This window comes from Saccharopolyspora sp. NPDC045839, assembly GCF_056431645.1.
Genome location: NZ_JBWKKH010000022.1, coordinates 141,396 through 156,351 on the forward strand (window position 1 = coordinate 141,396; position 14,956 = coordinate 156,351).

Consider the following 14,956-nt stretch of genomic DNA (forward strand, 5'->3'; position numbering starts at 1 on the left):
GAACTGATAGGTCATCCTCGCCTGTGCCCCGTGACGCGAGTGCCCGGGAAATTCCAAGGCCACTACCTGGGCCGCACAGGCGGGAGGTAGCCGCCGACTTCGGTATCTCGGTGGGCTGCTTGGCCAACTGGATGCGTGCCGCCGAGGTCGAGGACGGCACCCGCGCCGGCGTGACCCGCGAGGACTCCGCTGAGCTGCGGGAACTACGTAAACGCAACCGATTGCTGGAGCAGGAGAACGAGGTCCTGCGCAAGACCGCCGCGTATCTCTCGCAAGGTGCTCTGCGGGGAAAATAGTCTTCCCGCTCGTCCGTGACCTGGCCGCCACCGACGCCCCGATCAGGGTGCCGGTGGCGGTGACGTGCAGGGTGCTGGGAATCTCCCGGCAGGCCTACTACCAGTGGCTGCGTGGCCCGGTCTCGCAGCGGGACTGGGATGACGCGCATCTGATCAACATCGCGTTGGAGATCCATGCTGATGACCCCACCGAGGGGTATCGGTTCGTCGCCGACGAACTCGCCCAGCGTGGCTTGGCCGCCTCGGAGAACCAGGTGTGGCGGATCTGTTCGATGCAAAAGATCTTTTCCTTACGCGCCAAGAAGAAAGGACGACACCACAAGTCCGGTCCGCCGGTGCACGACGACCGCGTGGCACGCGCGTTCACCGCTCCAGCGCCAAACGTCACCTGGCTCACCGACATCACCGAGCACCCCACCGGCGAGGGCAAGCTGCATCTCTGCGCGATCAAGGACGTGTTCTCCAACCGGATCGTCGGTTACTCGATCGGCCCACGCATGAAGTCCTCGCTGGCCGTGACGGCGCTACGCAACGCCATCCAGCTGCGCAACCCCTCCGGGGCGGTGGCCCACTCCGACAGGGGCAGTCAATTTCGATCGAAGAATTTCCGGCGCCTGCTACGGCAGCACGAGTTGTCCGGGTCGATGGGCCGGGTCGGCGCCTGTGGCGACAACGCAGCCATGGAATCGTTCTTTTCCTTGCTGTAGAAGAACATTCTCGACACGAGACGCTGGAAAACCAGAGAGGAGCTACGGCTGACGATCGTGTCCTGGATCGAGACGAAATACCACCGCCGACGGCGTCAACGCCGCCTCGGCAAACTCACCCCGGTCGAGTTTGAGGCCATCTACACCGCCGCACACGCGGCCTGAAACCACTCGACCCCGAGTGTCAACAAAAGTCTGGGCAGCCCCAAATGCCGTCGTGGTGAGCGATGTGGAAAAGGCGCCCGGGGGGAGTCAGGTGGGGACCAGGAAGGCGAACGTAAGCGAATGAGCCTTTCCGCGTAACGGTTTGTTGCGCCACCACGACGTAAGCGCAAGCGCGCAAGCGGACCTCCATGCCAGCAGGGCATGGTGCCACGGCATCCTCGGCGACGCACGGAAATGCCAGGACTCCTTGAACCAGGGAGCCGACGCATTCGCGCGAATCGACCCGGACGCCGTGCCGCCCTGGGCTCGTCACGTGTCCCAGGCCGAGATCGACTCGCACCGTGCACATGCCCTCGCGCTGCTCGCCCGGTCGCAGCCGTCCTTCGCTCCGACTGCGATCGAGGAGCTGAACAAGGTCGTAAACAGCGACGACCTGACCTACCGACGCACACGAGCGTTCCACCTGCCCGACCTGGCGGCGAACTACTTGCGCGTTGGCGAGATCAACGCGGGCATCAGAGTCGGCTACGACGCGCTGGCGGGAGTCAGTGAGCTGTCGTCGCGGCATACGCGTGCCCGGTTGCAGATCATCGCCACCGCCGCTGAGCCACTCGCCACGACGTCGGACGAGCTCGCGGCATTGTGCACCAACGTTCGCGCCACCATCGACAACGAGGCGTAGCCACAGCCAGCTGCGCTCATAATGCCGTCCATCAGCGCGAGGCGCCTGCTCAGGGCGAGCGTCTTCGCACACGTCTCTGGGATTGCCTGAGGTACGACCTGACCGCCCCTGCTCGTCCGTGGCATGGACACGTTCGTAGTCGTCCGAGTCGAAGGTCACTTCACCTCCTACGATGTCGTGGAGGGTGCAACTTACTCGGCTGGGATTGCATTCGAGCGCACTCGGACACTTTGCCGCCATCCGCTACCTAATGTCGGCGGCATGGAGCTGTAAGACCCATTCGCTTCCACACCATCATGAGGAGTGGCACGGTGTTTCGTGCGCCGCGGCGGAACTGAGCAGCGAAATCACCGCCATGGAGTCGTGCGAAGCGTCCTGCCTGCCACGAGACGGTTGTTCCGGAGAGACGAGATCGAGCTGCCGGCCTGCCCGGTCGACGGTGCGGGCGCGGTTGCGGTGAGTTCGATGCAGCGGTGGACTACGGCGTTGTGGTGATCGAGGGCGGCGCGGCCGGGTTGACCGGTGGGATGGTGGTGCGAGGGCCCGCCGGCGAGTGGTCGTTAACATTGCCGGCGAGCCGTGCGGCACGCAGGCCGACCACATGCACTGTCGAGAGACGGCATGGCCCCGGCGGAGATGTACTCGGTTGCGCGAGTAGGTGACTTGACTGAAGGGTTCGGCGCTGCGTGGCTGAACCGGCAACGGTGGAGAATCCGGGTCGCGCTGGCCAACGCGATCCGGACGCTCCGTCTCGGCGGATCCGGAGCTCCGCGCCGAAAGTGAAGATCGCGAGCGCTCATTCGAGCTTCGTGACCGGCGGCGGAGCCCAGTCACCCGACAATACTTGGGGCTTGGGCCAGTACATGCGCAGGTTCATCGAGAAGGAACCGGTCGCCGGTGCCGGCAGCCAGTTCGATTCCTTGTCCGCGCCCGGCGAGTCGCGCTGGATGTACAGGTCGAGCGAGCCGTCAGCGTTGAAGCGGAGCTTGTCGCGGTCGCCGATGGCGTACCGGTTGATCGGGTTGGCGGCGAAGAACTGGCCGTCGTTGTACATGGTCAGCGACCAGAACCCGCGGACCGGGGGGATTTGGTCCTTGGCGAAGTGCATCAGGTAGTGGCCGTCGCTGGTGAACGGTTTCCCGTTCCCGTCGGTGAACGCGGTCGGATAGATCGCGTCCTCGATCGTGTTGGCGCCCAAGCCCGTGAACGCGATGCGTGCCCGTGCCCGATAGTCTGTTCCGTAGGTGCCGATGCCGGTCATCCAGGTGCGCCACCCGTTCTGCAGAGCACCGCTCTTGGACACGCTCGACTTGATCGCCCCGAGCGTTGCCGCGGGAGCTGCCTCGAGCGCCTGTCGCGCCTCGGGTGAGGCCGACGCGAGCGAGAATGACTGGCCTGCCTCGATACCGATGCGCGCCATGCGCTGCACCATCGGGGAGTCGTTGTCGTGTGGTGGGTTCACCTTCATCAGTTCGGCGAACAGACCGAAGAACTCCTGCGGGCTCATCTTTGCGATCTGCTCCACCGGGGCCGTCTTCACATCCCACGCGGGATCGACGGCGGTCTTCGGTGCGGTGTACTGCGTGCCGAACTGGCTGAGCGGCAACGCGGTGAGTTCGTCCTGGAACTTGTACACCTCGGGGTAGTCGGGCGTGCCGTTGGTCTGGGTACGGCCGATGATCCAGCCGGTCGGGGTCGGGCTGTGGATCAGCAGGGCGCCTGCCGGGAGCTCACCATTCCATCCCTTCGCCGCGAGTACGATCGTTTGCTCCTGATTGCCGGTGGTGCGGCTGCCCGGTGAAGCGAAGACGTCGGTCCACATGTCCAGCATCGCCAACAGGTGATAGCGCTCGCCCGAGGCTGGAACACGAATGGCGAGCGGCTCTTTCGATACGTCGAACCAGAGGCTCGAGTACAGCGTGTCGGCGTTGGGCCGGACCACCCTGGTGAAATTCGCGTCGGGGAAAGCTCGCATATGCTCGAACTGATTCATCGGCGCCTTCTCCATGGACGCGCGCCGCGTGAGCTCGGCGAGAACAAGCGGATAGGCGTAGGTGTAGGCGTCGGCCGCTATTTCCCGGGCGTTGTCCGCGGAGATGGGCGGCGGTGCCGCGGCACCGCCGCGCGAACCGGAGTTCGTCGTATTCGCGGGTGAGGGTGCGCACGCCGCCGCGCAGATCACCAGGGCAATCGCGCAGACCGCGGATGCGATGCTGCGCCGGTAACCCCTGCCTCCGATGGAAGTGGTGAAGCTCGTCCGCTTCCGATGAGGTGCCGGGTCGTCCCGGTGCCCGATCGCGTGGATCGATGAGGAATCGGTCATCATCGTGTCCTTCTGTGTGGTGAGTTCGGACTGTGTCAACACCCTCCGGACGGGGGGACTCGGTGGGGCACCGAAACGAGAAGCGTTCTCGTAGCTCGGCCTTCCTGAACTTGCCCGTGGCGGTGCGCGGGACCGCCGCAACGAACTCGAACCGTTCGGGGACTTGCCACCGTGCGAATGTGCCGGCGAGATGCTCGCGTAGGTCGTCCGGGCCGACGCCCGCGCCCTCGCGCAGCGCGACGACGGCCAGCGGGCGCTCGCACGGTGCCCCGCAACAGTCGCGGCGCGAGTTGCGCTAGTGCCAGAGTCCCCCTGAATTCACGCACGATGTGGCAGTGCCGCGGGAAGCATCGAATCGTCAAATGGCTGAAGGGATTTGATCAGCGGTGCGAGTAGTTCACCGGCACGCGCTGCGGTGAGTACATCTTCAGGGGCAAGTTTGATGAATTCTCGCGCGGATGTTTCGTACTCCCACACGTCCTCGCCGATCAGTCTGCAGCGGTCGTCGTAGGGCCACAGCATCATGCTGGCGGTGCGTACCAAGTACATTGCATCGGGGTCGATGCCGGGAAATCCCTGAGCGAGTTCGGCGCCGACGGTCTGCTGGTAGATGGTGGCCCGCGAGACGACCATGTGGTCACTGACGGCGACCTCTTCGTCTTCTGCGTAGAAGACGCATTGGTCGGTCTCGGTCCACGCCCGATACACGGCCTGCACCTGATCGGCTCCTTCGAGCCGCAGCTTCTGTCCCAAGAAGTCGAATCGATAGACGGGGCTGGCGACGGTCATATCCGGCTCGAAGATCTCCTCGAAGCGTCCGGCCATCTCGAGGTAGCGATGCCGGTTGTAGGCTTCCAGCAGGTAACGATGCCTGGGGTTCTCGGTCGCCGCGAGAGCGCGATCGACAGCGATGTTCGTCTTGGTGATGTCCATATTGAGCATTGATGTGATCCCTTCCGTTGCTGAGGCTGGTCGTGAAGCGATGCCGGTGAGCCCGAGGGCTGACGGATGTGTTGCCGCACTGTCGGTGACGGTCTGGCGGGTGCCGCCGTGCCGGTCGATCGCTGATTTCGAAGGTAGGAGACGGGGCTCACGTTCTCTCGGCCTCCCGCGACAACGTTGCGGGCACCCTTTGTGTCGCCAACACAGTTCTCCGGTCATCACCGCCGGAGTTGGGGATCTATTTGGCTGCTTCAGCCAGTTTTCCGGCGAGCCAACGAGCCAGAGGAGGGACGGCACGCGAGACCGCGTACATGAGGTGTGCCTCGGTCGCGATGGGTGCTACGGCGCGGTTGTGGTCGATCGCACGGAGGATGTTGCGGGCGACGCGCTCGGGGGTGTAGCCGCGCTTCTTGTACGTCGCGGCGAGGTTCTGACGTCGCTCGTCAGCGTCGCCCTTTCCTCGGATGGGGCTGGTCTTGGCGATGGCGGTGTTGATGATGCCCGGGCAGACCGCGGTGACGCCGATGCCGTGGGGCCGCAGCTCTGTGCGTAGCGCTTCGGAAAGGCCGAGAACAGCGAACTTGGTGGCGCTGTAGGCCGAGAGTTCGGGGTTGGCAAGTAGACCTGCGGCGGAGGAGAGGTTGACGACGTGGCCGCCACGGCCGCGCTCGACCATGGCGGGGAGGAATGCGTTGCAGCCGTGGACAACGCCCATCAGGTTGATCGAGACCAGCCAGTGCCAGTCGGTGAGGCTGGTGTCGAGGAAGCCTCCGACGAGTCCGACTCCAGCGTTGTTGACCAGGAGATCCACACCGCCGAATCGAGTGCGGGCGGCTCCGGCGAACTCGTTCATGTGGTCCGAATCCGACACGTCCACCCGCGTGGTGACGATGTCACGCCCGGCGCGCCGAATGGCGTCGGCGGTGTCGGCCAGGCCCGCCTCGTTGATGTCACATAGTGCGAGGTTCGCGCCCCGGCGGGCACACAAGAGAGCGAGCTCGCGGCCAATACCGCTGCCGGCGCCGGTGATGGCTACGACGCGGCCCGTGAGATCTGAGGTATTGATTCGAGATGGGGATGGGAGCATGTCCGGACACTAGGGCGGCGCTGGAGCGGTGTGCTCGTGCGCGAGCACTAAGATGTTCGCTGCTCGTTGTCTAGGGGAGACAACCGGGCGTAGATTCTGCCGTCATGGAGGTCGAATGGCCACCGGCCCGCGAACCAGCCGGGCAGCGGGTCTGGCGGGAAGTGCTACGACCGGTTGCGGTCGAGATGACTGCCTCCGCCGATGATCTTGCACAGCAGGCTGTCGCACGGATGCAGGCCGAGTGCCCGGAGCTGTTCCCGGACGCGCAGACGGTCGAGGAGAATCTGGTCAGCACCGAGGCGAGTCTTCGGCAGCTGGCTCAGATCATCGAACTCGCTAAGGACCCGCGGCGGGTGGAGCTTCCGCCGTCGACCCTGGCCATAGCCCGGTCAGGGGTGCAGCGGCAGATTCCGCCCGCGAAGCTGATCCGGTTCTATCGGCTGGGGCACGAGCACGTGTGGAAGTGGATGTTCGCTCGCATCACCGCGTGCTCTCACAGCACGGCTGAGCAAGCGACGGCGATCGAGCTTGCCACAGGCTGGCTGTTCGCCTACACCGATGGGGCGATGCAGCGGGCCGAGCAGGCGTACGAGACTGAACGTGAGGCGTGGTTACGTGGCGCCGCCGCCGCCCGGGCGGCGGCGATCGAGGCGATTCTCGCCGGACGCGAGCGAGACCACCAACGCGCGTCGACACGGTTGCGCTACAACGTGAACCGCCACCATCTCGGAGTCATCGCCTGGGCCGAATCGGCGCCCGAAGACGGTGACGCGCAGCCACCGCTGAGCGCAGCCCTGACGGCGCTCGCCCAAACGATCACAGCCGAAACCACCCTGATCCACCCATTGGGCTCGCTCGCAGTCGCGGGATGGCTCAGTTGGGGCCGCGACTTCACCGCGGACGACATCAAGGCCGCACAACGTGCCGACCGGCCGCTGGATCTTCCGCCCGGCGTCCGAGTGTCGGTCGGCGAGCCGGGCCAGGGACTCGACGGCTTCCGCCGCACCCACATCGAGGCCAACCACGCGCGGCGGGTTGCGTCATTGACCGGGCCACACGCAGACACGCTCACGCACTATCGCAACGTGGCCGTCGCCGCGCTCGGTACCGCTGATCCCGAACTCGCGCTGTCATTCATCACTACTGTGCTGGGGGCGTTGGCCGACAACGACAAGACCACCCGCCGAATCCAGACGACGCTGTCGGCCTATCTGGAAGAGAACCGCAGCCGCAGCCGTACCGCCGATCGCCTCTCGGTCCATCCGAACACGGTCAGCTATCGGGTCCACCAGGCTGAGGCGCTCCTCGGTCGCAGCGTCGACATCGACACCCTCGATCTCCGGGTGGCCCTGGCCATACTGCCCACACTGCCCGGCCTGGCCCGACCCCGGCCGCCCGATCTGTGACGCGAACACAATTCACGCTGCGAATACTGCTGCGGAGCGCCGAGAGAATGTGATCTGGGACTCCTGCCGTTGCGAGTCATCGGCATACGCGGCGCCGCCCGCCGACTCATCGGTGACTTCCTGGGCTCGCCACGCCAGGCTGCCACGCCAGGTTGCCATGCCTGGCGTGGCGACTCCGTTCCTGTCCTTCGCGCTCTCCGGCGGTGCCATCGCAGACCGCGGTCACCAGCAGGGCACCACACAGACCATCTGCAGCGCCACGCGGGCCTCTAGCGGGGTGTTTTCGAACGCGGGCCCGCCAGTCCACTGCATCGACGAAGACCCGACCTGTGGCACGCCCCGCCCCGCCACTCTTGATCACTCGCACAGGCGCGACACTGGCGTCAGTGCCTGCGAGACAGGAGGAGAACCGTTGGACTGGCTGCAGCGGCTCGGTGCATGGTGGCGCGACCTCGGCCAAGGCAACAGGATCGCCGTGGTAAGCGCGGTGCTCGCCACTCTCGGCATTGTGGTCTCCGTGGTGACCAGCGACTCTGGCACGTGGAGTTCACAGCCATCGGCCCCACCAGCAACCGCGGACCCGAACCCGCCCGGAACCACCACCCCGGCCCCACCTGCCACGCCGCAGGGGGTCGGTGATCTCTCGGATGCGCCGAGCGCTCTCATCCTCACGGTGACGCCCGACACCGGGCCCCGGGGGAAGCACGGCGACCGTGACCGGGGAAGGGCTTCCACCCCGGCGAGCGCGTCCGCGTGACCTGGGGCAAGTACTCGTCGACGGGGAAGGTCCTCAAGGACGTCGAGGCCGACGACAAGGGAACCTTCACCGCGGAGTTCGTCATCCCGGCGAAGAAGCAAGGTGTGGGTGACTGGGACTACCACAGCGAGGGCTCGATGCGGATCCTCGCCACCGGTCTGACCAGCGAACGACAAGCCGACACGTACTACCGGTACACCCTCTGACAGTTCGAACTCCACCACGGAAAGCGCCCGCGAGCACCTGCAGAAGATCGTCCGGGACTTGGCGGACCGTGGCTAGCCGCACGCTAGTTGGTGTTGGCCATCTCGAGACCGAGCGGAGTTGAGAAGCCGTCTATGACGCGGGCGAATTATCCATGCGAAAGGAACGCCACGGATGAGCTCAACCTCAGTGTGGAGCCCGGAGAAGACGAGTTCCTTGCCTTCGAGGCGCAGCCGGTATCCGGGTGTGATGAACGCGTTCGCCGTGCTGCGCCTGCTGCCGATGCGTGATCGGGACAAGGGCATCGAGCCGCCTCGACCGTCTGGGAGATCTTGCAGTCCGCCGAGATCGACGAAGAAATCGCCGTGCACGAACCGGTTTCGCGAATCGCCGACCAGCAAGTGCGACAGTGGCAGCAGCCCGCGCTGATGCCATTCGATCACCTCGGGCAAAGCCTCGACGATGCCCAGAGAGCGTACGCGCGGATCGTCCAACACGGCTCGGGCGGTGTAGCCGAGCCCGAGCCCGCCAACCACCGCATCGAGACCGGTACCCGGCAGCTCGGCCAGAGACCGCCGAGCGAGTTCGGCCTCACCGATCGTGAACAGGCTCGACATCAGGAACTCGTCGCCGAGCTTGACCTCGTAAACGTCCACTTCGAGCAACGGGTCCGGCCGGCGGCGCAAGCTGATCACGCCCATCGGCGTCTCCCGCCAGTCCAGTTCCTCGAAGCGCACACCTCATTGTCCTTCCCATCTCCGCTCATCCGCTCGCCACAGTTGAGATCACTCCGGGAGTGGGATGGCTGTTCATCACGAACGTCCGCGAGCGCGCCCTGCGCGGCAATACTCGAATCGCGAAGACGGCGCCAGAGCCCGAATTTGCGGCTGACGCCGTCCCGCAGCCGCCGCCGGCCTTCGCTGATTCTCGTCCGTGAACGAACGCGAGCAGCGGGTCCGAGGCTGTAAGTAACCTGCACAAGCTCCGTCCTCACTTTCGGCGTGTTGAACAAAGTGCAATGACGGCACCTGCAGCGGTCACACCATCAACCACGGCTGTCGACCAGTCGTCGCTGGTGCTGCTGGGTGGTGGGACCGGATGGAGAATCTCCGTGGTGGAGGTCGAACGGATCGCGTTTGTTCTGGCTGGGGGCGGGGCGCGTGGTGCCTATGAGGCGGGTGCGCTGTCGGTGCTCGTGCCTGCGCTGGAGCGGCTGGGCCAGCGCCCGCGAATGTTCGTCGGTACGAGTGTGGGCGCGCTGAATGCGGCTTATCTCGCCTCCGTCCACGATCGCAGCGGCGAGGAGGTCGCCGCCGGCTTGCTGGAAAGTTGGCGGACGGTCGGCCGGACGGGGGTCATGCGCCCGCTGTACCGCCAGGTGCCGCTGGTGGCTGTGCGGTATCTCGGCGAGGTGCTGTCCGCGCCCGGGGTCCGCTTCTCCAGCCTGCTGGACCCGGAACCGTTCGAGCGCAACATGAACAAGTGGATCAACCTGGCGGACATGCACCGCAACGTGACGGACGGAGGTGTGACCGCGGTGGCCGTGGTTGCCACGGCCGTTCGTGGCGGTCGTACGGTCGGATTCGTCGAGGGTGTGCCGGGGCGCTCGCTGCACCGCTCGCACATCATCGACTACCTCCCTGCGCAGATCGACCACGCGCACCTGCGGGCGTCCGCGGCGCTGCCGGTGCTGTTCCCGCCGGTCAGACTCGACACGCCGGAGGAGGCTCGCGGTTGGTACGTCGATGGCGGGACGCGGCTGAACACCCCGATCAAGCCGGCGTTGGACCTCGGCGCCGACCGGGTCGTGGTCATCGGTACCGAGGCGGTAGCCACCACCTCGCACGAGCCGGGCCGATACGAAGGAAAACCGCCGGATCTCGTCGACGGCGCCCTGCACTTGCTTGAGGGCGCACTCGTTGACCCGTTGGCCGAGGACATCGTTCTGCTCGGCAACGTCAACCTCTTCTACTCCGATCCGGCCTTCGCGATGGCCGCCGCGCGTTATCGCCAGGCACGGGGCAAACCCCCGTACCGCCAGGTTCCCTACGTCTTCGTCGCACCAGACCACCGCGGTGCGATGGGCGAACTCGCGCTGAAGATCTTTCACAAGCGAGTACGCGGTCTGAGCCTGCACGCGCTCGGCCGACGGTTGCTTCAGCAACTGCTCGGTGGTGACAGCCCCAGCCATGGCGAGTTCCTCAGCTATCTGCTGTTTGACCCCGAGTTCCTCGAGGAGCTGATCGCCATGGGTCAGCGCGACGCACATCGCTGGCTCGACACCACGACCGACGCAGACCAGCCATGGCAGATTGGACCACTTCCCGCCCTCACTGCGAAGTCCTCAGCCGACCGGAGCCGGTAACCGACGCACGGTCAGATCGCACTCGGCAACCGCTCGGGAATCAAGCCGTATTCGGTCACGGCGACGACCAACGCGTGGCCTGCCGCCAACGGCGGTGTGAACATGCTCCCGCCCCGGGAACTCGGAACACCCGTCCCGGTGCGAAAGACCGAACCTGCATAGCAGGTCACATCAAGCAACCGTTGTGGTGCGCCGCAGTGCGACACGCTCCACTTTCGGGGCATGTGAGCCATTGCACCGAGCCGAAACGAACTTTACCGGGCGCATTAGGTGACGAACAGTCAACTGTGGACATGCATCGGAAGTGCACCGCGTGGCGGTCGCGTTGGGCGTCGTGATCGCGCTGCTCCGCTGGGAGCATATCCCCGCCTACCTGGATGGTTCTCGCAGACGCGATCGTCGTCCCGGATCAGGTGGCACCCTCGAGTCTGCTCAGCACCATCCTGCTTTGGCCAGGAGAATCAGGAGATTCCGGATCCGGAAGGTGGTGTCGTCGTGAGCGAGTCTCCCCTGCCTATTCCGGCGGTGTTCCTGCTGTCGTTGATCCGTGGGAGAACGACCACGGGTTGCAGCCCTAGCGGCCGGCGTCAGCACACGGTGTGACAGGAGACGAAGCGTGGTGGTTCGCGAAGGATGCGGCGGCGTCGCCGGAGTGGTGCCCTTGGAGAGGAGCGCCGTGTCCATGAACGCTGATGTGGTCGATCTCGGCCGTGACCGTGCGTCCGAATCGGCACAAGGATCCGGGGGAGAGTTGCGGTGGGTGGCGTCTTGCTGCGCCAGGAGAGCGGATTCGGGATGGGAACCACCACCGGGCACGCTGGCGGATCAGATCGCTGCGCACGTGTGCCGAGTCCTGGGCATTTGATTTCGCGAGAACTGTTCACTACACGGAATGCTTTGTGCTGCTACGAACCAGGTTCCGCTCAGCGGACCAACGATGTGCGGATACAGAACCGGACACCGGTAGTGAGGACCGACGATGACAACGGGTAAGGTCAGTGCGGTCGACCAGGCGTTTTTGAGTTTGGAGCAGGACATTGCTCCGATGCATCTCGGCGCGGTCGCAGTGTTCGCGCCGCGGCGCCCCGTACAGCCGGAACGAGTGGCTGAAGTACTCGCAGAGCGTGCACAGAAGATTCGGCAGTTGCGCCTGCGGGTCCACCGCAACTGGTTTCCTCTTGGGCACGCGCAGTGGGAAGAGACGCCCGGATTCCGCGTCCAGGACCATGTCCATGTCAACCAGCTGCCCTCACCTGGCGGCCGTGAAGAGCTCGCCATGCTCGTCGCCGAGCTCAACGCCGTACCGCTGGATCTGAACCGGCCGCTGTGGGAGCTGAATCTGATCAGTGGTCTGGACGGTGGTCGATTCGCGGTTCTGGCGAAACTGCACCACGCCCTGGCCGACGGCTGTGCAGCGGTCGAAACCGGGCTCGGACTGCTGGACGGCTACACCCCTAACCATGCACCCCGGTCAGCCGAGCCAGCAGATACCGGATCTATGCTTGACGCCGTCTGGCGAGCGGCGGGAGTGCTCTCACGACCGCACGAGCTGCTCGCCAGCGCGCTCTCCACCGCCGTTGAGGTTCCCGGAGCTGTGCGGAAGACCGTCGACGCCTTAGGGATCGCTTCCTCCGTGCTGCTCAACGTGCGGCTGGCAACACCCGGATCGCCGTTCCACGTCCCTGCATCCGCCGCGCGTCGCGTCGCGTTGATCCCTCTCGACCTGCGGGAGGTGCGCAGGATCCGCAACCGCCACGGTGGCACGACCAATGATGTCGCCATCACGATCGTGACGGGAGCTTTGCGTCAGTGGCTGGCCGCCCGCGGGCATCCCCTCGACGGGTACACCGTGCGGGCGCTGATTCCAGTCGACCGTCGGCCGCGCGGGAAGTCGGGCGGCGAGAACAACCAGCTGTCGGGCTGTTTGTGCGAACTGCCGGTGGGTGAGCCGAACCCGGTGGCACGGTTGAGAAAGATCCGGGCCGCGATGGACCACAACAAGCGGGTTGGGCCACTGCGGGGGCCCGGTGCCCTCCCCGTGCTCGCCGGCCGGGTGCCGCCCCTCGCACACCGGATAGCGACCCCGCTTGCCAGTCACGCCGCAGGTCTGTTGTTCGACACCATGATCAGCAACGTGCCACTGCCCGACATCCCTGTGTCGCTGTGCGGCGCTTCGCTGCGCGAGCTCTATCCCCTCTCGCCCCTCGCCGCCGGCCACGCACTGTCCATCGCTGTGACTTCGTACCAGGACGTCGTCCACGTCGGCGTGCAGGCCAACCGGCGCGCTGTCGGGGATCTGGAGAAGCTCAGCTACGCCCTGCCGCACGCAGTCGCAGAACTCGACGACACCGACAGCTGAAGGCCGCGCCGCAAAGTACCTCCGTGAAACATTTCAGAACCACTTTGGGGTGGCACCCCTTGCGGCGCTGTGGAGTGAAGGTTCAACGATGCGAAGGCCACCGCACAGCAACATCGTGGTGCAGCTTGAGTCGAGTCCGCCTCGCTGGGTGATGGGATATGTGACCCGGGATGGCAAGTGGCGCGAGTACGCGTGTATGCCGGCGACGCCGAGTGACGATGAACCAGCGGACCGCGTCGACCTCGACGGGGTCGTGCCGTGGGCCGCTCGCACACTCGGCCTGCAGATCCGCCTGTGCCGAGTGACCGATACCCGGCGAGCGACGTGGTGGGTCGCCACCTGAGAACCGGTGCGGGACCCGGCTTATTCGTGCCGGTTGGCCAGGAAAGTGTCGACGGCTTCCCGCCCGTGGCGGACCAAGGTCTGCACCATGTCGGGGTCCGCGTCGAATTCGGTGATGCCCACCTCTGCCGTGTCGATGGCGATAGTGCGGTTGCGGACCTCGGGACGGTCGAGGTGGGTCTGGTCGTTTCCGGCGAACGCGGTGACGACCACTTTCTTGAGCAGCTCGAACGGCGGCGGTAGCGGTAGCCCGAGCGCCGGGAAGACCTGTCCGATCTCGGCGGGCAGATTGGGCAGGATGCGGACCCCGATGGTGGGCCAGCGCGGCTGCTGCCTGTCGACGCGGTCGAAGATCTCGACGGCGAAGTTCGACAGCACCGCGCCGTCCACGATCACTGAGGCCGCGCCGGTGACCGGGTCGGTGAGTCGTCGGGGCTCGAAGTACAGCGGAATGGACATCGACATCCGCACGGCATCGGCGACGGACTGGTCATCGGGCTCACGGTGGAAAAGGTGGTAGTCCCACGGCAGACGCAGGAGCCGACCGTGAGTGACGTCGGTGGCCAGGACAACGAGCTTGTAGTGCTGATCGCCACGAAGGTGGGGGTCGTCGCCATCGGGGTCACGACGGAGATCACCGAACGTCGTCACCCCGAGTGCACGCAGCTCACGGTCCAGCCAATCCCGGACGTAGTCGCCCTCGTACGCTCCATTGCGGGTGAGCAGTGCAAGCCCCTCGCTGATCAACGGCAGGCGTGGCAGCGTCCGATCAGGCACCCTGCGCAGTTCCAGCCGCCCCATGGCGCCGTGGATCTGCCTGGCGTCGGCACCCGCCGCCGCCAGCGCGCCGACCAGAGCTCCGACCGAAGTCCCAGCAACCCGAGGAAACGCGAAGCCGCGCTCCAGCAGCCGCAGGACAGCTCCGACCGTCCCGATTCCCTTGACCCCACCACCCTCGAGCACAAGATCCGCCCGCGCCATTACAGTCCTTTCTGGCCTACCTTCGCGCAGCTGGCGCCCCACGATGTTGCGACTGGACAACGACTCCTGCCCACCAGCCGCCCACGAACCACCTGAACGGCTCTGATGATGCGCACCTACCTGCCCAGCAAGGACATCATCGAGCAGACCTGGCGACCACCCGCGCTGACCAGGATGTGACCACACTCCCGGCGGCACCGGAAGGAATCCACGTTATCCTCGCCGGCTTCTCCGGGCTTGCCGTTGGGGCTGTCCAGTTTTGGGTGTAACTGGGTTTGATGATCTGGCTTAGTTGCGTGCGGCGGACAGGCGTCCGTCGAAGGCGAGGTCGAAAGCGTTG

General features: G+C 65.5%; 10 protein-coding genes and 2 pseudogenes. 6 read left to right on the forward strand and 6 right to left on the reverse strand.

Going from position 1 to position 14,956, the window contains the following annotated elements:
- Window positions 1-23 precede the first annotated feature (23 nt).
- Window positions 24-1,168, forward strand: a pseudogene (locus AC07EQ_RS27640) (IS3 family transposase).
- Between the two features lie 247 nt (window positions 1,169-1,415).
- Window positions 1,416-1,850, forward strand: a complete 435-nt coding sequence (locus tag AC07EQ_RS27645) for a hypothetical protein (protein ID WP_478390783.1) — start codon at window positions 1,416-1,418, stop codon at window positions 1,848-1,850.
- Between the two features lie 796 nt (window positions 1,851-2,646).
- On the opposite strand, the gene AC07EQ_RS27650 is transcribed toward AC07EQ_RS27645, so the two are convergent.
- The 4 genes and pseudogenes from AC07EQ_RS27650 to AC07EQ_RS27665 all read right to left on the reverse strand — a co-directional run bounded on the left by AC07EQ_RS27650 (window position 2,647) and on the right by AC07EQ_RS27665 (window position 6,202).
- Complete coding sequence (locus AC07EQ_RS27650; protein WP_478390784.1) at window positions 2,647-4,176, reverse strand: DUF1254 domain-containing protein; 1,530 nt, start codon at window positions 4,174-4,176, stop codon at window positions 2,647-2,649.
- 118 nt (window positions 4,177-4,294) lie between these two features.
- Window positions 4,295-4,423: pseudogene (locus AC07EQ_RS27655) on the reverse strand (hypothetical protein); the annotation flags it as partial.
- Between the two features lie 68 nt (window positions 4,424-4,491).
- A complete protein-coding gene (locus tag AC07EQ_RS27660; RefSeq protein ID WP_478390785.1) occupies window positions 4,492-5,106 on the reverse strand; it encodes a hypothetical protein in 615 nt (204 codons plus the stop codon).
- 247 nt (window positions 5,107-5,353) lie between these two features.
- A complete protein-coding gene (locus AC07EQ_RS27665) occupies window positions 5,354-6,202 on the reverse strand; it encodes an SDR family NAD(P)-dependent oxidoreductase (RefSeq protein WP_478390786.1) in 849 nt (282 codons plus the stop codon).
- A gap of 104 nt (window positions 6,203-6,306) precedes the next feature.
- On the opposite strand from AC07EQ_RS27665, the gene AC07EQ_RS27670 reads away from it, so the two are divergent.
- Both AC07EQ_RS27670 and AC07EQ_RS27675 read left to right on the forward strand, forming a co-directional pair.
- On the forward strand, window positions 6,307-7,608 hold the full coding sequence (locus AC07EQ_RS27670; protein ID WP_478390787.1) for an RsbRD N-terminal domain-containing protein: 1,302 nt from the start codon (window positions 6,307-6,309) through the stop codon (window positions 7,606-7,608).
- A gap of 753 nt (window positions 7,609-8,361) precedes the next feature.
- A complete protein-coding gene (locus AC07EQ_RS27675) occupies window positions 8,362-8,571 on the forward strand; it encodes a hypothetical protein (protein ID WP_478390788.1) in 210 nt (69 codons plus the stop codon).
- Window positions 8,572-8,643: 72 nt separating this feature from the next.
- Here AC07EQ_RS27675 and AC07EQ_RS27680 read toward each other — a convergent pair whose 3' ends face one another.
- Entirely contained in the window at window positions 8,644-9,306 is a 663-nt protein-coding gene (locus tag AC07EQ_RS27680; RefSeq protein WP_478390789.1) for a hypothetical protein, read from the reverse strand.
- A 374-nt stretch (window positions 9,307-9,680) separates the two neighbouring features.
- Between AC07EQ_RS27680 and AC07EQ_RS27685 the strand changes: the two genes are divergently transcribed.
- Together AC07EQ_RS27685 and AC07EQ_RS27690 are read left to right on the forward strand one after the other, a co-directional pair.
- Window positions 9,681-10,934, forward strand: coding sequence for a patatin-like phospholipase family protein (locus AC07EQ_RS27685; RefSeq protein WP_478390790.1), 1,254 nt, complete (start codon window positions 9,681-9,683; stop codon window positions 10,932-10,934).
- A gap of 979 nt (window positions 10,935-11,913) precedes the next feature.
- Window positions 11,914-13,293, forward strand: coding sequence for a wax ester/triacylglycerol synthase family O-acyltransferase (locus AC07EQ_RS27690; protein WP_478390791.1), 1,380 nt, complete (start codon window positions 11,914-11,916; stop codon window positions 13,291-13,293).
- Window positions 13,294-13,656: 363 nt separating this feature from the next.
- Here AC07EQ_RS27690 and AC07EQ_RS27695 read toward each other — a convergent pair whose 3' ends face one another.
- Window positions 13,657-14,598, reverse strand: a complete 942-nt coding sequence (locus tag AC07EQ_RS27695; protein ID WP_478390792.1) for a patatin-like phospholipase family protein — start codon at window positions 14,596-14,598, stop codon at window positions 13,657-13,659.
- Window positions 14,599-14,956 lie beyond the last annotated feature (358 nt).